This window comes from Metapseudomonas resinovorans, assembly GCF_002003485.1.
Classification (GTDB): domain Bacteria; phylum Pseudomonadota; class Gammaproteobacteria; order Pseudomonadales; family Pseudomonadaceae; genus Metapseudomonas; species Metapseudomonas resinovorans_D.
The window spans coordinates 17,047-36,511 of sequence record NZ_BDMA01000005.1; the positions used below are offsets into that span (position 1 = coordinate 17,047).

At 59.8% G+C, this 19,465-nt stretch carries 16 protein-coding genes; 10 read left to right on the plus strand and 6 right to left on the minus strand.

Features of this window, described 5'->3' with window-relative positions; translation table 11 throughout:
• Positions 1–592: 592 nt before the first annotated feature.
• On the minus strand, positions 593–955 hold the full coding sequence (gene tnpC, locus MnOB_RS01290) for a Tn3 family transposase post-transcriptional regulator TnpC (protein ID WP_077521106.1): 363 nt from the start codon (positions 953–955) through the stop codon (positions 593–595).
• Entirely contained in the window at positions 952–3,969 is a 3,018-nt protein-coding gene (locus MnOB_RS01295; protein ID WP_077521109.1) for a Tn3 family transposase, read from the minus strand. Before MnOB_RS01295 ends, tnpC begins: the two co-directional genes overlap by 4 nt.
• Positions 3,970–4,161: 192 nt before the next feature.
• Between MnOB_RS01295 and MnOB_RS01300 the strand changes: the two genes are divergently transcribed.
• Positions 4,162–4,755, plus strand: a complete 594-nt coding sequence (locus MnOB_RS01300; RefSeq protein ID WP_077521112.1) for a DUF6088 family protein — start codon at positions 4,162–4,164, stop codon at positions 4,753–4,755.
• Between the two features lie 177 nt (positions 4,756–4,932).
• Here MnOB_RS01300 and MnOB_RS01305 read toward each other — a convergent pair whose 3' ends face one another.
• Positions 4,933–5,382, minus strand: a complete 450-nt coding sequence (locus MnOB_RS01305) for a hypothetical protein (RefSeq protein ID WP_077521115.1) — start codon at positions 5,380–5,382, stop codon at positions 4,933–4,935.
• A gap of 87 nt (positions 5,383–5,469) precedes the next feature.
• Between MnOB_RS01305 and MnOB_RS01310 the strand changes: the two genes are divergently transcribed.
• On the plus strand, positions 5,470–5,760 hold the full coding sequence (locus MnOB_RS01310) for a helix-turn-helix domain-containing protein (RefSeq protein WP_077521117.1): 291 nt from the start codon (positions 5,470–5,472) through the stop codon (positions 5,758–5,760).
• Positions 5,761–5,977: 217 nt separating this feature from the next.
• Here MnOB_RS01310 and MnOB_RS29465 read toward each other — a convergent pair whose 3' ends face one another.
• A complete protein-coding gene (locus MnOB_RS29465) occupies positions 5,978–6,328 on the minus strand; it encodes a hypothetical protein (protein WP_077521120.1) in 351 nt (116 codons plus the stop codon).
• 415 nt (positions 6,329–6,743) lie between these two features.
• Between MnOB_RS29465 and MnOB_RS01320 the strand changes: the two genes are divergently transcribed.
• The 6 genes from MnOB_RS01320 to MnOB_RS01345 all read left to right on the plus strand — a co-directional run bounded on the left by MnOB_RS01320 (position 6,744) and on the right by MnOB_RS01345 (position 13,712).
• Complete coding sequence (locus tag MnOB_RS01320; protein WP_158713753.1) at positions 6,744–7,088, plus strand: antitoxin Xre/MbcA/ParS toxin-binding domain-containing protein; 345 nt, start codon at positions 6,744–6,746, stop codon at positions 7,086–7,088.
• Positions 7,089–7,312: 224 nt separating this feature from the next.
• The gene (locus MnOB_RS01325; RefSeq protein WP_077521126.1) at positions 7,313–8,128 is read left to right on the plus strand and encodes an inositol monophosphatase family protein; all 816 of its coding nucleotides are present in this window, start codon (positions 7,313–7,315) and stop codon (positions 8,126–8,128) included.
• A gap of 787 nt (positions 8,129–8,915) precedes the next feature.
• Positions 8,916–9,530: a TetR/AcrR family transcriptional regulator gene (locus tag MnOB_RS01330; RefSeq protein WP_077521129.1), complete on the plus strand. Its 615-nt coding sequence runs from the start codon at positions 8,916–8,918 to the stop codon at positions 9,528–9,530.
• 88 nt (positions 9,531–9,618) lie between these two features.
• Complete coding sequence (locus MnOB_RS01335) at positions 9,619–10,704, plus strand: VOC family protein (protein WP_077521132.1); 1,086 nt, start codon at positions 9,619–9,621, stop codon at positions 10,702–10,704.
• 123 nt (positions 10,705–10,827) lie between these two features.
• Entirely contained in the window at positions 10,828–11,784 is a 957-nt protein-coding gene (locus MnOB_RS01340; protein WP_077521135.1) for a fumarylacetoacetate hydrolase family protein, read from the plus strand.
• Positions 11,784–13,712, plus strand: coding sequence for an acyl-CoA synthetase (locus tag MnOB_RS01345; RefSeq protein ID WP_077521138.1), 1,929 nt, complete (start codon positions 11,784–11,786; stop codon positions 13,710–13,712). Before MnOB_RS01340 ends, MnOB_RS01345 begins: the two co-directional genes overlap by 1 nt.
• A 92-nt stretch (positions 13,713–13,804) precedes the next feature.
• Here the strand turns inward: MnOB_RS01345 and MnOB_RS01350 are convergent, their stop codons facing one another.
• Positions 13,805–15,007: an amidohydrolase family protein gene (locus tag MnOB_RS01350; RefSeq protein WP_077521141.1), complete on the minus strand. Its 1,203-nt coding sequence runs from the start codon at positions 15,005–15,007 to the stop codon at positions 13,805–13,807.
• A gap of 76 nt (positions 15,008–15,083) precedes the next feature.
• Complete coding sequence (locus MnOB_RS01355; protein ID WP_077521144.1) at positions 15,084–16,157, minus strand: amidohydrolase family protein; 1,074 nt, start codon at positions 16,155–16,157, stop codon at positions 15,084–15,086.
• A 394-nt stretch (positions 16,158–16,551) separates the two neighbouring features.
• Here MnOB_RS01355 and MnOB_RS01360 point away from each other — a divergent pair, with 394 nt between their 5' ends.
• Together MnOB_RS01360 and MnOB_RS01365 are read left to right on the plus strand one after the other, a co-directional pair.
• Positions 16,552–17,157, plus strand: a complete 606-nt coding sequence (locus MnOB_RS01360; protein WP_077521146.1) for a TetR/AcrR family transcriptional regulator — start codon at positions 16,552–16,554, stop codon at positions 17,155–17,157.
• A gap of 377 nt (positions 17,158–17,534) precedes the next feature.
• A complete protein-coding gene (locus MnOB_RS01365; RefSeq protein ID WP_077521149.1) occupies positions 17,535–19,451 on the plus strand; it encodes a DUF1302 domain-containing protein in 1,917 nt (638 codons plus the stop codon).
• The last annotated feature ends 14 nt before the right edge of the window (positions 19,452–19,465 follow it).

Consider the following 19,465-nt stretch of genomic DNA (forward strand, 5'->3'; position numbering starts at 1 on the left):
CGTGGCAGGCCAGTAAGGCACGCCTTGGTAGAGCGGCCAGATCATTCAGCCGGCAGTGCCGCCAAAGACGATCGGGTAACTGAACCAGCGAATCATGAACCTGAGGTAATTGCCCATCGTGAAGTCCTCCATGCGGTGACTCTCACTGTGAGCCACCAGGTGGATGCGGGCTAAAGCAAAAAAGCGGACCTCAACTGCTCAGGCTCATCCAGCCGGACCAACATGGCGTTGAACGATGCCATCAACTGTCGCAGTTACAATGGCACTGGCTCCATTGGAATACGTTCCTAGAGGGATCTGACCGACATCGGAGCGACCATCTGAGTGACTAGCGGCCCCAACCCAGTCCGGCGCTGACCAGCGCGCTGATTCAAGCCGATAATGAACCAGCGCTGCAGCGCCTCGAAGAAGGTCATGTGGTGCGTAACATCCAGTATCAACAGCAGGCCAACTGGCTGCCACGCGCCGAACCGCCTACGGAAAACCAACGCCGGGAACGGACTGCGCAACGCAAGAAAGCCTTCGGTGGCTAGCTTGCCACGAACAGGCCAGGCCCGGCTCGGGGCTCGGCTTAATCTAAGGCATAGCTGGGCTACTGCTCGTGGTCGGGCACAAGATTAACCAAAGGGGTAAGGCAGGCCTGCGCCGAGCGAACCCATGCGGCCAACGTCTCAAGGTCCAGTTGCACGGATTCCGCTTCAGCCCAGATGCAGGCGCCCTCGGTAGGCACTGTCGGGGCGGCACCCTCGACGAGGGTCAGCGCCATCGCGTGGAGCCTCAGTAGCTCTTCGCGCAGCGCGATGACACCGCCCATGTCAGCAAGACAGGCATCCAGACCGTCCACCAGGCCCAGGAGCCGGGACGTGTCGAAGCCGTCCCGGACCTGATCCAGTGTGGTTGCATCCACCTCACCATAGGGCGTGACACGAAACGACGCGGGTGGAATGTCGATCATTGGATTTCCTCCACCGAAGCCTGACTGGGCATACCGGCTCGAAGCGAACCCGCCGCCTGCTGGAAGACCGAGTCCTTGATCCAGGATTCCGGCGGGCGGTTTAGCTTGAGGTTGAACTCACCGAAGCGCTTAACGTTGCTAGTTAAGTAAGGGCTGAGGAAGGACACGTCCTCATCGGTGAACTGCCAACCATCCCGGGCCAGCTTCTGTAGAATGCGCATCATGTCCACGGTGTTCTGCAGAATCACCGAGGAGGCCACCATGTCGTTGTAGCGCAAGCGCTTCTGTTGCTCGTCGGGATCGTTCTCGGCAATCACGTCGCCACCGAACGACAGCCACTTGGAGAAGCCGTTGTAGGACTCGATCTTGTTGGTGTTGGCGGTAACTTCCTGGCGCAGCTCACGGCTGCCGATCCAGTTGAGCAGGAAGATCGTCCGGACCACGCTGCCCAGTGCCTGTGCCGCATGGTAGAGCTTGTTGCGCCGACTGCAGGAACCCAACTTGCGCAGCAGCATCGGCGAGGAAATCTTGCCAGCCTGGATCGACAGCGCCACCTGCATCAGATCCTGCCAATGGGTTTCGATCAGCTGCCAGTCCGCCGTATCGGTGAACAGGCGATTGATGTGCTTATAGGACACCCCACGATCCGGCCGGCACATCACCAGGTCCCGCCAGTTGCGAATGCGCGGCATCAGGTTGATGCCCAGCAGGTGGGTGAAGGCGAACACCGTGGCCGACTGGCCCTGGGTGTCGGAGTACACCGTGTCGGGTTCGACGCTGAGATCCGCTTTGAGCAACCCCTCGATCACATAGATCGCCTCCCAGATTCCCGGCGGGATGAAGTGCTGGAACACTGCGATATAGTTGTTGGCGACATGCCGATAGGCCACGGCGCCCATCTTGCGATAGCGGAAGTGGTAGCCGGCGAGCAGGTTGTCGTCGTAGAAGTCGAATTGGGTGCCGTCTGCCGCCACCGCTTTGCCGTCGCCCCACAGCCTAGGTAGATCGAGTTGCAGGTAGAGCTCCACCAGCTCACGGTTGGCCTTGTCCAATTTCTCCAACGAGAGGTGGCGCCGGTTGGTGTAGGAGAGCATGTGCGGCGTGACATTCCCGGCAAGATGCCGAGCCGCCTGGTTGGGCCCCAAGTTGCAGCCCATGGCGAAGATGGTCATCAGGTAGCGTTCGGCAGGATCTTTGAGCTTTGGCTCGTTGCCGGACATCGGCCCGAAATGCCGGGTGAACTGAATCCAATGCTCGATGTTGGCCATGATGTCGAGCACGTGCCGGGCGGGCATGCGCTGGACGATTGCCGTTTGTAATGAGATAGCAGACGGCGGAATATCCCTCGCCATCACCCGCCGCAGCACGGGTTCGCCGGCGTCGTTGATCGAGACATCTCCGCGGCAGGAAGGGAACTTTTCGTCCAGCTGCTGCGCGGTTTCCGCCAACTGAGCCTTGAGGGATTCGACAAGCCCCTTGGCCGTGCTGGGCAGGCCGACCTTCTCGCAGTAGGCCGGCAGACGCTCCTGGCACTCCTCCCAGGGGAGCAACTGCCTTCTGTAATCGTCGAAGGACTCGGACCCTAGAACGCAAAGATCCCCCGAGCGCAATTCGCTGGCCAGGTAGGAGAACACGCAGACTTCCAAGTAGCGGCGGCTCGTCGGCGGACCCTCGCTGGCGGGGCGGCGCACGACCTTGCCCCAACGTTCCGAGGCAAACGAGAGATCGACATGCTCATCGATCCACTCCCGATGCAAATTCTCGTTGTCCTGGATGAGCTGAAGGGCCTGAGTCAGTGAACGGTCCTGGGTGGTTGGTTCTAATTGCAGAAGATGACTCAAGCGAAACAGCAGCGAGCGATGAGATTTGAAGTGTTTCCAGATCAGGGGTAAGTAGTTAGTACCCCCGGTGGCCTGTACTTCGGCACAGGACTCCAGCAGCCGATCGAGATTGCCGTCGGGGCAGACGTACTCCCGAATTAGGCTGCCGGCCTCCTCGTTGTTTGGTTCCTGGGCCAGAATCTGCAGCACCCCACCCAGGGTGGCCACCAGTTGTTCCACCTTCTGGCGCTGCCGGGCCTGGATTTGCTCCAGCTGCTCCTTGGCGCGCTTGTGAATGGTCGAAATCCGCCGAATGAACATTTCCGCCAGATGATCCCGAGTTCGCACCCGCATCCGATAGATCAGCGCCAGCATCAGGGTGTAGCGCTTCGGCGGCGAACAATCCTTCAGTTCTGCGACGTCCGCGGCGGCGGCCTGAGCAGAAAAATGCCGGATCTTGGTCTCAACGATTCCCTCGAAAATGGTGTCCAGATCGCCAAAGCCATCTAGCCAGGCAAGGTGGTCGATCAGCACCTCCAGGTGCTTGCGCGACGGTTTCTTGGGTGCTTGTTTGAGCGTATTGAAATCGCTCTGCCGGCGGCCGAATTCCGTGTCGAGCAGCTCCTTCAGCTTGTGGACCACATCTATTGGCGTTCGAGCTACCACGCGGTTGAAGATAGCCTCTTGCGCGCCCGCCAACGCGGTTTCCGCGATGTCGTTGAGCGTTGAGTAAGCCGGAAGCTCATAACCGCGCTGAATCAGCTCATCGAGCATCGCATTAATAAGATCGGCTCGCTGTTCTAGTACTGAAGCGCAGTCACGTGCGATTTGCTCCGTAACTGCAAGCCCGTCGCTGCTATAGAACGGGGTAACCTGCAGGTACTGCCGGACGGCAGCTTGATGCCGGTAAAGTGTGCGGGGATTGCTGTAGCGCGGAGTTATACGCGCTCCGTAGCGCAGGCAACGTCGGACATGGCTGACGAGTTCCTGGGGGAGCTCTTCGAGCGGTACGAAATAGTGGAGCTGCTGAAACACCTTTAGCTGGATTGCCAGCGCAATTGAGAGCGCCGGACTCTTAGCGGTGTTGTCGACCCATTCGATCTCGGAGTCAGACAGGGAGTAGCTTCGATGAAGCTCCTTCGCTGACAACTGACTGGGTAAGGGAGGGTAGGCTGTCCTTTCCACCGAGGCCATTGAGTGCGTCCCCAAGCAAGGCAAAGCCATCAGCATAGACGGTTCGCAAGAATGCGGACGACCAGCCAAAAGGCCGTAATAAATCTCCCTGTAATTCATTGCCTTACAGAACGAATGTCCTAATTTTCCCCTTATCTCGGCATGACCCCTAGTCTTCCTACCAGCCAGAAAAGATGACTATGGATGCCCCTCATGTCCGTCACGGAAGCTATGGCGAACCGAATCAAATATATGGAGAAGGGAAAGCCCTTTTCCCGCGCATTGTTCGCTCAGGTGGGGTCTCGTACATCGGTCGATAAAGCACTCTCCAAGCTGGTGCAATTGGGTCGACTGGAACGCATCGTTCGCGGCGTCTATATGCGCCCGAAATTCAACGAGTACGTGGGCAAGAACGTCCGGCCCAGCCCGACTACCGTGATGCAGGTCATTACCAAGTCGAATGGAGAGACGATCCAGATTCACGGTTCTGAAGCTGTCCGCAGGCTCGGGCTCAGTACACAAATGCAGATGCAGCCGGTCTACTACACCAGCGGCCCGACTCGAGTACTCAAGGTCGGTAACGCAGTGGTCCGCCTCGTGCATGTGTCGAGTGATCGCTTGCAGCATGCTGGGACGAGGGTGGGACTCGCCCTTACTGCTCTCCACTACATGGGTAAAGAGGGGCTGTCGACCCAGGTGGTTTCCAAAATCACCGATAGCCTGAGTAGGGAAGAGCTGATCAAGCTCCGGGCCTGCAGAATGCCCAAATGGATGCGGTCGACATTGACGTCCGTCACTGACGTGTGAGTCGCTTCAAGCGCTGCCTCGACCTGCCCACCTTGAGTAGCTAACCCGCTCCCATGCACACCCTGCAGTGGAGCGGATTCGCAACTGACAGAAGGCGGTCTATGTCCGGCCCTGAGGGCGCCAAAACTGTCCCTGTTCTGTAAGGCTGCGAGAGACGACTAATTGCGGCTAGCTTTGTCACTCTGGTCGAAGGTGCCGCTCGGCTGAGAAAATGACATCGGTGACGATCAGCGCTTCCAGGTTTCGTCGGTGATGCATGGAGTAGCTGACCCCATTGGCGACCTTATAGAGGTAGCCCGGATCCCCCGCTGGTCCATCTCGGATAATGCAGACCTCTTCCAAGGGTTCCATCAGCCACCTGGGCTGGCCATTGACGTGTGCCGGGGTGACTAGCTGCACTTGCTCCACCCAGGCCAGATTCGACTGATCATCAATGATTTTTTTCAGGTCATGAGCGTGATGGAGCATCAACATGCTCCGGTAGGTCTGACGGCCATGACGCCGAACGATCTGCAGGTAGAACCATGGCCAGGTGATCTCCTGCTCAACATAGCTCCACAGCTGAGTGCTGGAACTTTCCTCCGCGGGGTCCAGGTGGATCTCCGCGTTCCGGTAGGTCGTAAACATCACCCTGCACCTCAAAATGAACCCTATAGATTGTAGCCCTATAGTGTTCACAAAGGCTTGATCGTTCCTTTTTGCAGGATCGGCAAAATGGAACTGAGCACAGCGTTTGGACTGGCGCTTAAACAGCTACGCAAGCAGAGCGGCCTCACCCAGGAAGACTTTTCCAATGTGAGTAGCCGAACCTACCTCAGCAGCCTGGAGCGAGGCATTAAAGGGCCGACCATCGAGAAACTCGAGCAGCTTGCCGGTGTACTGGATGTCCATCCCGCGACCATGCTGGTTGCCGCTTATCTTCAAAAAGACAGCGGGGTAGGGCGGCGTGACCTCATTCGGCGGATTGAAGCGGAGCTCAAACGTCTTGAGGAGGCCGGCAACTAGCCGCTTGCACCTCCCGCGCCCAGGCTGGTCATTTGACCGAGCCGAGGGCAGGGGAGACGCATATAAATGCCGACCTGCAAAGTAATGGTCGGCTCCCTTTTGATCCGCCCAGTCGGCCTAAAAAGCTCAGTCACCTTGAGCCAACGCGAAGGACTATCCGCCCGTGAGTCGGGTTAACGAGCAAAAACTCGTTCCCCGCTTTAGTCGCAGCCCGAGCTCACTGTCCCTCTTCATCAAACATGTGGCTCAGTTCATGCTCTCGCCGGAGTGTGGCCATTGCGTAGTCGAAGCAGCCCCTGCACAGGCGTAGCCCGTCGTGCTCGCCATCTCGCCACTGCGCCTGCAGTACCCCATGTCCGGTTTCGGCAGTGCCAGCACCGCACACATCGCACACATCGCACAGAACCGTCTTCTTCAGTTGAATGGCGCCACCATTGGCCAGGTCGCCCTCCAGTTCCAGGATGTCGCCCACCTTCCATCCGGCGGCCTCGAGCAGGTCGTCTGGCAGTTCCAGGATCAGGTCACCGCTGCCATCAGCGGCGTCCTGGCAAGTTAGTTTCCAACTCATCGGCCAAGCCTCCTAGCGATCAGGTTGGTTGTCGGTGCTCACGCCCAACGGACAAAGCGCAATCGGCGGCGACCACGTTTTATCGCTGCCGGGTGCCTCACCAGTGCCGGTGGGCGTAGAATCCCGCAGCCGCCCTAGTGAAGCCTCTCCCAGCGCCCATACTGGTGACGAACCTAGGTCTGTGCCAGCCTCCGTTGGGAGGCTGGTTTTACCTTCGCCTTGCTTTGAGGCCACTGGTAGTGCCTCCCGCGGCCTCATGGGGGAGGGCAGAAGCGGGCAAAGCCCCAGGACTATAAAGATGAATGTAGCTCGCGAGTCGTCTACCACTGCACTGGAAACCTTGGCGCAGCGAGCGCTCCAGCTGCTCTCACCGTCTGGGCTTTCAACGGAATCTTTCGCAGTATCTGGCACCAGTATGACGCTTAACGAGCTGCTTTCCGCCGCCCGGCGCGCACCACTTCTGCAGAAGCGTCCGCTGGTATGTCGCGCGCTAGGCATATCTGAACGGACTTTGCGCCGCTGGCTGCACGAGCCGTCTGCGCACTTGAAGCCCGCCCATGGGGAGCGGTTGCTCAGATTGATTGCCGTATCCGCCCACGCGGAAATTGTGTTTGGTTCCGGTGCTGCAGCAGAACGCTGGTTCACCGTTCCGGCAATGGGGCTAGACCGGCAGGTCCCCCTGGACATGATCAAAGAGTCCGCCGACTACGAGCAGTTGGCTGCCTTTTTGGGGCGGCTCGAGTACGGCGTATACCAGTAAGGGCAACAACTGACGCGTGCCGCAGCGTATAGCAGCCAACGCAGGTGGTGCGCCTAACCTCCGCCTCGGAACTCGGTAATTGCGCACGGGGAACAAAGCGCAAGGGTAGGGGAGGCAGCCCCATTAGCAGCTGGCAGCAGCCAACTGCGTATGGATGTATAGGATAATTCCTGTCGCCTCCAGCACTGGGGCCTACCTTCACTAGCGCTATACAGGCTCTGATTATGCTCCAGCCCGACCTCAAAACCTTACTCGAACTAGTCGTGGCTCAGGTGCTCCGGGCCGGGAGGCTGTTATCTGCCGAATGGGGCCGCGCTGAGGGGCCGCGCGGTCATGGTGACAAAGCCCCCGTGGACGTTGAGATCGAGCAACAATTGCGTGGAGCGTTATTACATCTATTGCCCTGCGACTTCTGGGGCGAAGAAACCGGGCATGTCCTGACCGGCGACTCATGGTGTTGGGTGATCGATCCCAACGACGGCACCAGCGACTTCCTGAACGGCCGAAAAGGCTCGGCCATCTCGGTTGGGCTTTTGCGAGATGCACAGCCGGTAATGGGTGTCGTGCATGCGCCGGTTACGTCAGATCGTGGCGCTGACTGCATCGCTTGGGCCGAGGGATTACCGCACCTGTTGCGCAACGGCCAACCAGTCGTTAACGATCTCCGCCAGCAGCGACTAAGTGACCGGGCCGTGGTCATGGTGAGCGTGGCTGCCGAGGCTAAACCCCAGGTAAACGCTGAGCTCTGTACGCCAGCTCAGTTTCATGCGATGCCAAGTATTGCCTACCGGCTGGCCCGAGTCGCGGCTGGTGATGCGGTTTGCGCAGTCTCGCTGTATCCGGTTTCGGCCCATGACGTGGTCGCCGGGCATGCGTTGCTACTTGCTAGTGGTGGCGTCCTGCTTGACCAAGATGGCCAGCCAATCCGGTACCGGACTGAGAGCGAAATGGCCGTCGTATCTAATCGCTGCTTCGGTGGCGCGCCCCGAGCCTGCCATCCCTTGCTAAGGCGTGACTGGGAGCGGGTACTGCGATGCTGAGTCTTAAATTGCCTTCCAGTGCCAGTGTTGAGTGCCACGTTGAGTTCCGAAAACAGGAAAACACTGGGTCATAAGCGGCCAAAAGTGCCACATTGCTTTCCCCGCAAGGAGGCGCAGGTTGATCTCGCGAGTAGCACGCCTGTCTAACATAGCACCTGATTTACCATAATATAGATTATGCGAAGCCAAGGATAAGAACGATCGCACCGAGCACCGGAATCCAGAAGCCTGCAAGGATCGCCAAATCCATCATCCCCGGACTCTGCCGCAGGCATTCCAGCGGCGCTAGCTAATTCTGCCCTTCGTGCGCTCCTGGACCTTGGACGCCGCCAAGGCAGGACGCCTCACACTAACGATGCTCACGTAATCATGGGATGGCGAACGCAGCTTCGCTTTTCGAAATCCCACTGACTTCTGAATAGCTGACGAAGCTCGAGGACGAATTGCAGCTGGAGCTTGAAGCGTCAGCGCATTTGAGGAAATGCCTGGAGCTGGTAGACGCTGCAATGCGCGGACCTAAAGATCGTCTGTGCTGCAATCTCGCAGCTCCATACGCGGCGCCCGCCAGGCAGCTGCTATCCCAAGCAGACGCGTCTGCATGGAGTTTCAAGGTCGGGTACATCAGGGCCTGCCAGATCCACCACCGATTTTGATTGCGCAGCTAAATTGCGACCCTGCCAGGCCAGGCCACCTGAGGGCTTTCCGCATCAACTCACCGAAAGTCTCTATTGACCATTTATGAACACGTGTGTTCAATTGTTCCCAATAGAGATCTTGGAGACATCTGATGGAGCCAATGACCACCGCCCAGCGCCGAATTCATCAGACCGCGCTGCGTCTGTTCGCGGAAAGAGGTGCAACCCAGCTAAGCATCAGGGATCTTGCGAAAGAAGCAGGTGTGGCGCGCGGCACCATCTACCAGTACGTGGATACGATGGACCAGCTCTTCGAGCACGTGGCAAGTCAACTGAGTGCGGACATGCATCGACGCATCAGGAAGAACATCAGCCACCTGGAAGACCCCGGACAGCGCCTGGCGAACGGTATTCGCTTCTTCATCCGTCGCGCCCATGAAGAGCCGCAATGGGGTGCCTTTCTAAGCCGATTCGCAATGACCACCCCCATGCTCCGCGAGACGCTCTACAGCCAGGCTACAGCCGACGTGCTCAGTGGCCTTTCCAAAGGGCGCTATCGGTTCCGCCAGGAGCAATTACTCAGCGTCATCTCGATGATTGCCAGCAGCGTGTTGGGCGCGATGCTGCTGGTGATGGAAGGTCACAAAACATGGCGCGAGGCCGGTTCGGACACCGCCGAGATGATCTTGCGGACCCTCGGAATTGCCCCCGATGAAGCTGCGGTCCTGGCCACCGGAGAGCTGCCACCTCTGCCCTGCCCCGATTGATTTAGTGCCGAATCGTTAACCGCGCGCTCCTGGCCAACCAAGGAGCGTTGGCATCGTTCGGCCCCAAGAAAGCCGCCGGAGAACAACAATGTCCAATACTGCCAACCTGCTTTCCACTCAACAGCCAACTCGAAACGCAGCGCCAACGGTTATGGCGACAGGCCTCATCCACCTGATCTTCGAGCGTCCCGACCTGGACCGCGCCGAGCGCTTCCTGACTGATTTCGGTTTGGTCACCAGTCACCGCCAAGAGGACGTGATTTACCTGCGGGGTACCGCCGAAGCGCCCTACTGCTATCGCATCCACCATGCGGAACGTCCTCGTTTCATCGGCTTCGGCCTGAGCGTGGCCACCCGTGAGGATCTGGTGCGCCTCAGCCGGCTTCCGGGCGCCACACAGATTGAGAAGGTCGACGCCCCGGGAGGTGGCGAGCTTGTACGGCTGATCGATCCATCTGGGTTCCTTGTCGAGGCGATACAGGGTCAGGCACCCTGCCCGGCCCTACCGCATCGGGCCCCGCTCCCACTCAACCTGGACAATGGCACACCGCGCATCAACGCAACCCAGCGCCCACCCATCGCGCCACCGGAAATCACCCGGCTCGGTCATGTCGTGCTGGAGGTGGCCGATTTTCAGGACACCTGCGCCTGGTACACACAGCATTTCGGCTTCATTCCGAGTGACGTCCAGGTGCTGCCGGACGGCTCACCAGCGGTCGCCTTCATGCGCCTGGACCTGGGGGACGCGCCTGCGGACCATCACACCCTGGCTATCGCCCAGGGCTTCATGGCCGCCTACAGCCACAGTGCCTATGAGGTGGTGGATGCCGACGCAGTGGGTATGGGCCAGCGCGTCCTGCAGGAACGTGGCTGGAAGCATGCCTGGGGTATCGGCAGACACATCCTCGGCAGCCAGATTTTCGACTACTGGCAGGACCCCTGGGGCGATAAGCATGAGCACTACTGCGATGGCGACCTGTTCACCGCTACGAGGCCCACGGGTTGGCATGAGGTCAGCCCGGATGCAATGGCGCAATGGGGCCAGCGCATGCCGAGAGACTTCACCCGCCCACGGATGAGCCTGGCCAATTTGCGTGCACTGCTGCGCAACTTGCGGCGCAGTCCAGACCTGACACTGCGCAAGCTGATCACTTTGGCGCGCATGTTCGGTTAGGCCCGGCCACGAAATTCTCCGTGTTGCTGGCCAGCGAAGTGCTGCTGCCAGCCCTGCCCCTACAACAAAGCTTCGCCAACCGTCGCTAACCAGCGGCCAATCGTTGTACCAGGAGCCAAATCGATGCCCGTTCACCTTGTCCGCTTCGAATATCTCAATGACACGCACTGGGGTGTCATCCGCCACGAACGCATTTCACGGATTCCCGGTCGCTTCGAGACCACGGGAGACTTGATCCGACAGACACGAGCGGAGAAACTCGCCCAGTTGCAGGACGGCGAACTCACGCTTGGCGAGGTGCGACTGCTCTCGCCGGTCACTCGCAATCAGCGCTTCGTCTGCCAGGGTGCCAACTACCGCCAGCACATGATCGAGTCGGGCATGGACCCGGACGCCAAGCACTTCAACATGATCTTCACCAAGGACAACGGTTGCATCGTCGCGGCTGACAGCGAGCTGATCAAACCACACCACGTCCGCTTCCTCGATTACGAGATCGAGCTGGGCCTGGTACTCAAGCGCGAGATCAGCGGTGCGGTGAAGGTCACGGACGCCAACCTCCACGAGTTCGTGGCCGGTGTGGTGATCGTCAATGACTATTCCGCCCGGGACATCCAGATTCCGCAGATGCAGTTCTACAAGGGCAAGAGCTTCCGTACATTCGGTCCGGTGGGGCCGTTCCTGTGTCTGCTTGGCGCGGATGAAATGGGCTACCTGAACAAGCTCCAACTCCGCCTCACGGTCAACGGCCAGGTCCGCCAGAATGACAGCACCGCCAACCTGGTTTTCGGCCCTGCCGAAACCCTTTCGGAGTTGTCCGACGTGCAGGACTTCGCAGCTGGCGACCTGATCGCCACCGGCACGCCGGCCGGCTGCGCCCTGTCGATACCTTCGCCGGCCAAGCAGCGCATCGCCGCCCTGCTACCAGAGGCGGTCAAGTGGAAGGCCTTCATGAAGGCCCAGGAAGGACGCAGCGACCATTACCTCAAGCACGGCGATGTCGTTGAGGCGAGCATTCGCAGTGCCGACGGTGTGATCGACCTGGGCATGCAGCGCAACCTCGTGGTGGAGCAAGCCTGATGGCCGTGAAATCCCTCGCCGACATCCGGGCCCTGGAGAGCACTCCCCTCGCCCGCCGCGAACTGCCTGCGAGTACTTACGCGGCCCTGCAGCACTGCGCAGAGGAACGTCCCCACGCAAATGCATTGAGCTTCTTTCTCGAGGCCAAAAAGTTCCAGCGCACTCACGACTGGAGCTACAAGGCGCTCTTCGCCGACATAACCCGAGCCGCCAATGCCTTTCATGGACTGGGAGTTGGCCCGAAGGATGTGGTCGCGTTCCTGCTGCCGAACCTGCCGGAAACCCATTTCACTATTTGGGGTGGCGAAGCGGCAGGCGTTGTCCTGGCAATCAACCCCTTGCTGGAGGCGGCGCAGATCGCCGACCTGTTGCGTGCCGCCGATGCTCGCGTGGTGGTGACCCTGGCACCGACGCCCGGGGCCGATCTCTGGCCAAAACTGGCGAGCCAGCTCGATCGTTTGCCCGGTGTACGCGATGTCATCTGGGTGAACATGGCGCCGTATGTCAGCCCTCTCGCCAAGGTCGCCCTGCGCTGGATGGCGCGGCGCGAGAAAGCACGGCACAAAAAACTTCGTATTCACGATCTGCGCGCGCTCATGCGCCGCCAGCCAGGTAATCGGCTGGTCAGTGGTCGTCAGATCAGATCCGACGAGGCATCGTCCTACTTCTGTACAGGCGGCACCACTGGCTTGCCGAAGATCGCCATCCGAACCCATGGGTCCGAGGTCTTCAATGCCTGGGCGATGGCCGCCAACATGCAGCCGCGCCCACCTGGCCAGGTCATCTTCTGCGGCCTGCCGCTGTTCCACGTCAATGGCCAACTGGTCACCGGCCTGATGCCCTGGACCCACGGCGACCGCGTGATCATCGGCACGCCAAAAGGCTATCGCGGCCCTGCGGTGATCCAGAATTTCTGGGCGATGGCGGAGCACTTCGGCATCAACTTCTTCTCCGGTGTTCCCACCGTCTATTCCGCTCTGCTCCAGCAGCCGGTCGGTGACCGTGACCTGTCCAGCCTGCAGTACGCCCTGTGTGGCGCAGCACCCATGCCGGTAGAGCTGTTCCGCGAGTTCGAGCAACGGATTGGCGTGCGCATCCTCGAGGGATACGGGCTGACCGAAGGCGCCTGCGTGTCCTCGACCAACCCGCCAGAGGGTGAACGGCGGATCGGCTCCATCGGCCTGCGCCTCGCCTACCAGGAAATGCGCGCGGTGATGCTCAATGATCAGGGCGAGTACCTGCGTGATGCCGAGCCAGACGAGGTTGGCGTAATCGCCATCCATGGCCCCAATGTGTTCTGCGGCTATCTCGACCCAAGCCACAATCGGGGCGTATGGATCGAGATTGGGGGCCGTCGCTGGCTGAATACGGGCGACCTTGGTCGCCAGGACGCCGAGGGTTATTTCTGGCTCACAGGACGCAAGAAGGAACTCATCATTCGGGGTGGTCACAACATCGATCCGAAGCAGATCGAGGAAGCGCTCCAAGCCCATCCTGCAGTGGCGCTGGTGGCGGCCGTTGGCAGCCCTGATGCGCATGCCGGCGAAGTGCCAGTTGCCTACGTGCAGTTGAGCACTGGCCAGCGCACGGACAGTACCGAGCTGCTGGCATTCGCCACAGAGAGGATCAGCGAACGCGCAGCCGTTCCCAAGCGCATAGAGATTCTCGATGCGCTGCCGGTGACCCCGGTCGGCAAGATCTTCAAGCCTGCGCTACAGCAGCGGGAGATCGCCCGCGTAATCCGCGAGGAAGCCTCAGCACTTGGCTTGGCCGAGGTTACTGTGGAAGTTGTCCAGGACGCCCGGCGCGGACTGGTCGCTCAGGTTGAAACTGGAGAATGGCGAGAGCCTTTGGCGCGCGCCTTGGGTCGCTACAGTTTCCAGATCGACTGGCTCACCCCTTCTCCCGCAGTGACCCCGTCAGCGTGACACGCGCACCAAGTGACCCGCACACAGTAACGACAAGGGGCAGTGGATGAGATGCATCCCCTGCCCCTTCGATGAGATGACTTGCTGCAGCCTTACTTCCGCATATTCTGCGCCAGTGAACGAAGCGGTTGGAGCATCTGGCGCTTCATCTGTCCCGACCAGGGTTCATGCTCATACAGCGGCGCGGCAGCAACCGCTTCACCCTCCATCCTGAACCGAGGGAAAAGGCTCAATGCATGTTCACGCTCGACTCCGGCAACCATCTGCGTTGACCAGAATCCGTCTTTCCCAAGCTCAGTGATCTGGGCGAGTGTCTGACCTTCTGCTTCGTAGGGCGCATCGCTACCGAACAGAATGCGGGATGGCTCCACCAGCTCACGTAGTGTGGCCATGGAATAACGCGAGGCTGACGAGGCGGTGTCGAAATAGAAGCGCCGCAAGTAGTTGAGAACGCCCAATGCCGCCTTGTCGCTAAATTCCGGCATTGCATTGGCGAGGGACACGCGCCAGGCCACGTACGGCAGAAAACCGCCCGCATGGGCCAGTATCCAGCGAATTTGTGGGTAGCGCTCCATGGTGCCGGAGAGAATCAGGTTCAATCCGGCCCTGGTCAGGTCACAGGAAAACTCCAGCAAACCCGGAGGCGTATCCAGGCCTAACTCGACCGTGGACGGGTGCAGATTGGGGTGGACGAACACGGTGGCCTGACGCCGATCCAGCTCGCTCATCAACTCATCGAAGGTCTCATCCCCGAGGAATTTCTCGCCATTGCTTGCCAACAGCACCACGCCATCAGCATTCAGCGTGTCCAACGCATGAATCGCTTCGGCACAGGCGTTATCGGTAAAAGGCAGTGGCACATGGGCGAAGAAGCCGAAGCGCCCCGGATATCGGCGCACCAGATCAGCGGAGTACTCATTGCTGCTGCGGGATACGTGGACGAGCTCGCTCCTTTCCAGGCTGAGCCCTGGCATCACGACTGAAGTGATGGCGGTCCGCACTCCGCTCCGCTCCATGGCCCCCAGCGATGACTCCGGAGTCCAGTCGGGGATGGCGTTGCCTGCGAGCTGGTGGACGTTATGACGCTGCAAGGTTTCGCGCAGCGCGGGACTGAATATGTGGTGGTGGACATCGATTCGGCCTGCCGAAATGTTTTCCGTTTCTCGGCTCGATTCCGCCTCGACACCTGGTATCGCTACGCCGGCGCTTCCCGACGAGGCACCACTTGCACTGCCTGCAAGCAGGCCTGCTCCCACAAGAGCACTCGCACCGGCAACGAATTCACGACGCTTCATAACAACCTCTTATTCTTGGAATTCTTTTCGAGGGCATTGGCGGTATCGGCCAGGCCCCGACGCGCGCAATGGGCAATCAGCGGTCACGCATACTTTCGGTCAGGCTTCCCATGGGACCTGTCATGGCGCGCTTGAAGCGGCTGGAGAAGGACTCGTCTTCGAATACTGGCGCCGCCACGATCGCTTCAGACGCAAGTCGATACTTGGGGAACAACTGCAAGGCGTGGCCACGGTTGATGCCGTACTGCCCGGAGGCGGACCACAAGTCCGAAGCGTCCAACGTCTGGCACTGCACGGCGGTTACTGGCGCGGGAGCGAACGGAAAATCACTGCCGAACAGGAGATGCGACGGATCGATCAACTCCTTGAGCACCGCCATGGAGTAGCGCGAAGGCGACAACGCGGTGTCGTAGTAGAAGCGTCGTATGTAGCCAAGCATCTCCTGAGGCGTTCTTTCCCCCAGCGCGGGCGCTGCACCTGAGTCCGCCACCCGCCCCGCCACGAACGGCAGGAAGCCCCCGGAGTGGGCAAGGATCCAGCGAATATTCGGGTACTTGTCCAGCGTGCCGGTGCGGATCAGGTTCACCGCAGCGCGTGTGGTATCGCAGAGGAATTCGATCAGGAATCCGGGCATCGGCAGGCCAATGTTCACACTGGTGGCATGCAGGTTGGGATGCACGAAGACCGTGGCATCACGACGGTTCAGTTCGGCCATCAACTCATCGAATCGGGCGTCGCCGAGAAACACCCCATCGGTGCTCCCCAACAGCACAACTCCGTCGGCGTGCAAGGTTTCCAGCGCATGAATGGCTTCTGCACAAGCCTCTGCGGTGAAGGGCGTAGGCAGAACGGCGAACGAGCCGAAGCGCCCGGGATAGCGCGCACTCATCTCGGCAGAAAATTCGTTGCAGCGACGTGCCAGATCACTGGCTTGCCGAGGACCATCACCAAAATGTACGCCAGGAGCGGAAAGCGAGGTGATGGCGGTCTGGATCCCGTTGGCGTCCATCACATCGATGGATTTCGCCGCATCCCAACTTGGCAACGGTGCACCCGCCACCTTGGTAATACCCTTGGCCTGCATCACCTCCACGAAAGCTGGCGGGATGACGTGATGGTGAACATCTATGCGACCTTGTTTTACTGGCATGGAAACCTCTGGTCAGTGCGGGGAATCAGCGCCGTTGTAGCTCCGTGAGAGCTCTAGGCGCAGACGACTTCGACTTCAGTCGTCGTGCTGCAAGGCTGCGATCCGACACAGACTGAAGCGGGATAGGAGCCAGAAGCAACAACACGACAGAGCAATAGTGAACATTAGCGTTCAATTCTGTCAATCAGAGCAACGCTCTCCCGCCAACCGGGCGACTGGCGGAAACCGAGCTTTTGAAAGCGACTCTTGGCTTCCGCAGGCTGCGTCACACGGGTGTTACACGCGCAGCAGGCATTGTCAGATGATGCGGCGCGCAAAAAAACGCTATTGACTCGACTTAAACACAAGTGTTCAATGCAGCCATTGCATCTTGATGAGAGGCTGTGCCTGATCCATGAGCCCGGTTCAGAAACGTATCCATGACGCGGCACTGCGTCTGTTCGCCGAGAAGAGCATTGGCGAGGTGAATGTCAGCGAGCTGGCGCAGGTCGCCGGGGTCGCCCGCGGCACCATCTACAACAACCTCAGCTCGGTTGAATCACTGTTCGAGGATGTTGCGTCCCAATTGAGCGGCGAGATGAACCTTCGGGTCGCCAGGAGCGCGCATCCAGACATGGATCCCGCCCAGCGTCTGGCAAACGGGATTCGCTTTTACATGCGTCGTGCTCACGAAGAGCCCTATTGGGGCCGATTCATCGTGCGTTACGCCGCCACCAGCGCCACATTGCGCGAGCTCTGGAGTGGCCCACCCGTGCAGGACATCCTCAGTGGTCTGGCCCTGCATCGCTACGATTTCCGCCAGGAGCAACTGACGTCAGTGGTCGCCATGATGGGCGGCGTAGTACTGACCGGGATGCTTCTTGTGCTGGAGGGGCACAAGACCTGGAGGGATGCCGGTTCGGATGCCGCCGAACTGGTACTGAGGGCCCTGGGCATCGGTATCAAGGAAGCCCAGGCACTCGCCGCGAAAGAGCTTCCGGCACTGCCCCCACCCGAGTAACCCCATCGGATAACCCGCACTTCAATTACCCCTCTCAGAGGGGCCGGGTTCCCTTTGCCTGTAGAAAGTCGGAGACAACAACAATGAAAGCGACGACGCACCTCCCCTACCCCCTCGTCCAAGCGTCCCTGCTCCAAGGTATGACCGCTTACTTCAGCCCGCTCCGATGCGCCCTATCGAGCTGAACACCCCGGCGCACCGTCAGGCACCGAGGCCTGGAGCTCATGGCATGAGGTTACGACCCTAGCTTTCTCGCCGGCGCCCAATTTCCCGCGAATCAAGAGTACGGATTCATCGATTGCTCGATGAACTGGACGGCTTCTCACGTCCCGAAAAAAGCAAGCGCACTTAATACAAAAACAAGAGGTAGCGAAGGCATGACAATGAAACGACCCCCATGGCAACCCGCCCGCCTTGCATGTGCGGTTAGCCTGGCGACCTGCATCTGCGCCCCTGCTCAGGCTGTCAGCTTCAAGATTGGCGAGATCGAAGGGCAGTTCGACTCCAACCTGTCGGTCGGCGCCAGTTGGTCAACGCAGAGTCCCGACTCGGATCTGATTGGCGTAAACAATGGTGGAGACGGCCTTTCACAGGCGGGTGATGACGGCCGCCTGAACTTCAAGAAGGGCGAGACCTTCTCGAAGATCTTCAAGGGCATCCATGACCTGGAGCTGAAGTACGGCGACACCGGCGTCTTCGTTCGTGGCAAGTACTGGTACGACTTCGAACTGAAGGACGAGAGCCGTCTGTTCAAGGACATCGACGATCACAACCGCAAGGAAGGCGCCAAGTCCGCCGGCGCCCAGCTCCTGGATGCCTTCGTCTACCACAACTACGACATCGCCGACCTGCCGGGCAGCGTGCGTCTGGGCAAGCAGGTGGTGAGCTGGGGTGAGAGCACCTTCATCGGCAACAGCATCAACTCCATCAACCCGATCGACGTCTCTGCGTTTCGTCGCCCCGGTTCCGAGATCAAGGAAGGCTTGATCCCGGTCAATATGTTCTATGTGTCCCAGAGCCTGACCGACAACCTGTCGGCAGAAGCCTTCTACCAGTTGGAGTGGGACCAGACCGTCATCGACAACTGCGGCACCTTCTTCTCCTCCACCGATGTGGTAGCCGATGGCTGCGACCAGAACCTGGCCGTGCTGCGCACCGAGCAGCAGGTGCGTAGTGCACTGCCGGCGCCTCTTCGCAATGCGGCAATGAATGTCCTGAATGCTCGCGGCGTGACCTGGGGAAATCCGGACGAAGGAGTCATCGTGCCGCGTGGCGGGGATGTGGACGCTCGTGACGGTGGCCAATGGGGTACTGCGCTGCGCTACTTCTCCGAGACGCTGGACACCGAGTTCGGTGCGTACTTCATGAACTACCACAGCCGCACGCCGATTTTCAGCGCAACCGCCGCCCCTGCCGGCGCGTACAGCGGGGCAGGTCTCGTCGGATCATTGGCAGGCGCGGGCATTCCTGTTCCCGCTGCCGCGGCACTGGCTCAGAATCTGCTGCCCCTGGCCGTGATCGGCAGTAGCCAGTACTTCGTTGAGTACCCCGAAGACATTCAACTGTATGGCCTGAGCTTCTCTACGACCCTACCCACCGGTACCGCCTGGAGCGGGGAATTCAGCTACCGGCCGAACGCCCCCGTTCAGCTTAACGTCACTGATGTCCTGCTATCCGGTCTGAGTCCACTGGCACCAAACGCCTCGCTGCTCACGGCTACCCCTGGCGCCACCCAGCACGGCTACCGGCGCAAGGAAATCAGCCAGTTCCAGACCACGTTCACCCACTTCTTTGACCAGGTCATGGGTGCTGATCGCCTGACCCTAGTAGGTGAGCTTGGCATTACCCATGTCGGCGGTCTGGAAAGCTCCAGCAAGGTTCGCTACGGGCGCGACCCCATCTTCGGTCCCGGCCCGCTGCCAGGCGGAGGCTGCCAGGCCTTCAACGCCCAAACCCTGGGCAGCGCGACCGCGGAGAACCTCAGCAAGTACTGCGAAGACGATGGCTTCGTCACCAGCACGTCTTGGGGTTATCGCGCTCGCGCCATCTGGGAATACAACAACGTGATTCCGGGCATCGAGTTGAAACCCAGCATCGCCTGGTCCCACGACGTCGATGGCTACGGCCCCAACGGGCTGTTCAACGAAGGCGCTAAAGCCGTCAGCCTTGGCCTGGACGCCAGTTACCTCAGCACCTATTCCGCCGGTCTTTCCTACACCAACTTCTTCGGCGGTGATTACAACTCGAGCATCGATCGCGACTTCGTTGCCCTGAGTTTTGGCGTGTCGTTCTAAGCGGAGTTCATAAG

Coding starts and splice junctions, on each gene's coding strand:
- tnpC (WP_077521106.1), bottom strand. CDS start 955: ATGATCGACATTCCACCCGCGTCGTTTCGTGTCACGCCCTATGGTGAG.
- MnOB_RS01295 (WP_077521109.1), bottom strand. CDS start 3,969: ATGGCCTCGGTGGAAAGGACAGCCTACCCTCCCTTACCCAGTCAGTTG.
- MnOB_RS01300 (WP_077521112.1), top strand. CDS start 4,162: ATGTCCGTCACGGAAGCTATGGCGAACCGAATCAAATATATGGAGAAG.
- MnOB_RS01305 (WP_077521115.1), bottom strand. CDS start 5,382: ATGTTTACGACCTACCGGAACGCGGAGATCCACCTGGACCCCGCGGAG.
- MnOB_RS01310 (WP_077521117.1), top strand. CDS start 5,470: ATGGAACTGAGCACAGCGTTTGGACTGGCGCTTAAACAGCTACGCAAG.
- MnOB_RS29465 (WP_077521120.1), bottom strand. CDS start 6,328: ATGAGTTGGAAACTAACTTGCCAGGACGCCGCTGATGGCAGCGGTGAC.
- MnOB_RS01320 (WP_158713753.1), top strand. CDS start 6,744: ATGACGCTTAACGAGCTGCTTTCCGCCGCCCGGCGCGCACCACTTCTG.
- MnOB_RS01325 (WP_077521126.1), top strand. CDS start 7,313: ATGCTCCAGCCCGACCTCAAAACCTTACTCGAACTAGTCGTGGCTCAG.
- MnOB_RS01330 (WP_077521129.1), top strand. CDS start 8,916: ATGGAGCCAATGACCACCGCCCAGCGCCGAATTCATCAGACCGCGCTG.
- MnOB_RS01335 (WP_077521132.1), top strand. CDS start 9,619: ATGTCCAATACTGCCAACCTGCTTTCCACTCAACAGCCAACTCGAAAC.
- MnOB_RS01340 (WP_077521135.1), top strand. CDS start 10,828: ATGCCCGTTCACCTTGTCCGCTTCGAATATCTCAATGACACGCACTGG.
- MnOB_RS01345 (WP_077521138.1), top strand. CDS start 11,784: ATGGCCGTGAAATCCCTCGCCGACATCCGGGCCCTGGAGAGCACTCCC.
- MnOB_RS01350 (WP_077521141.1), bottom strand. CDS start 15,007: ATGAAGCGTCGTGAATTCGTTGCCGGTGCGAGTGCTCTTGTGGGAGCA.
- MnOB_RS01355 (WP_077521144.1), bottom strand. CDS start 16,157: ATGCCAGTAAAACAAGGTCGCATAGATGTTCACCATCACGTCATCCCG.
- MnOB_RS01360 (WP_077521146.1), top strand. CDS start 16,552: ATGAGCCCGGTTCAGAAACGTATCCATGACGCGGCACTGCGTCTGTTC.
- MnOB_RS01365 (WP_077521149.1), top strand. CDS start 17,535: ATGACAATGAAACGACCCCCATGGCAACCCGCCCGCCTTGCATGTGCG.